This window comes from Vibrio sp. 1727 (assembly GCF_033344415.1).
Classification (GTDB): Bacteria; Pseudomonadota; Gammaproteobacteria; order Enterobacterales; family Vibrionaceae; genus Vibrio; species Vibrio alginolyticus.
In genome coordinates this window covers 1-592 of record NZ_JAWPOT010000456.1, presented here as the reverse complement: position 1 = coordinate 592, position 592 = coordinate 1, and the positions used below count along the sequence as shown (strand labels likewise).

At 46.1% G+C, this 592-nt stretch carries 1 protein-coding gene; it reads right to left on the bottom strand.

All coding sequences use genetic code 11. The annotated features are described in order from the left end of the window. A partial coding sequence (locus R8O10_RS26320) for a lysophospholipid acyltransferase family protein (RefSeq protein ID WP_318192112.1) occupies nt 1-592 on the bottom strand: 592 nt, incomplete at both ends.

Genomic DNA, 592 nt, shown 5'->3' with positions numbered 1-592 from the left:
TTTATCGAGAAAGCCTTGGTCATAGTTGAACAAGGTGCGCGAATACAATCCTTCTACGCCATATTTCGCCAATAATTGATCAACTAATCCAAGACGGTAAGCACCTACCATGCATTGGTTCTCACGATCCCACACAAACAGGTGCAGGTAATCATGATCGAAATGATCGATGTCTATCGCTTGTCCGGTCCCTTCGCCAACTTGACGGAAATTATGTTCTCGCAAGCGGCCAATTTCATGCAGGAGAGATGGGATCTGTTGTGCGCTGGCGCAGTACACGTCGAACTCGCCATTTTGAAGCAATTGGGTTTCTGCCGGTAAGCTGTGCAGCTCTTCAAGCAATTGGCCTATGGGTAACCCTGCCGCAATAGGTAAGAGATCATTGTCTGAGACCGTTTGCTGAGTGGCACTTACATCGCGGTTAAGCAGGTAGGTGTTGAGCCTTAGATAATTGACGATCTGATCATCGTTGAGGTTATTGAGTTCTTTAAACTTGATTGCTTGCCCAAAGGACAACTCAATGGTTTTTGCGCTCTTGTTGAGTAGCTCTCTTCCTAACATCAAGGTGCGTAAAAGAGGGTGGATTTTACCT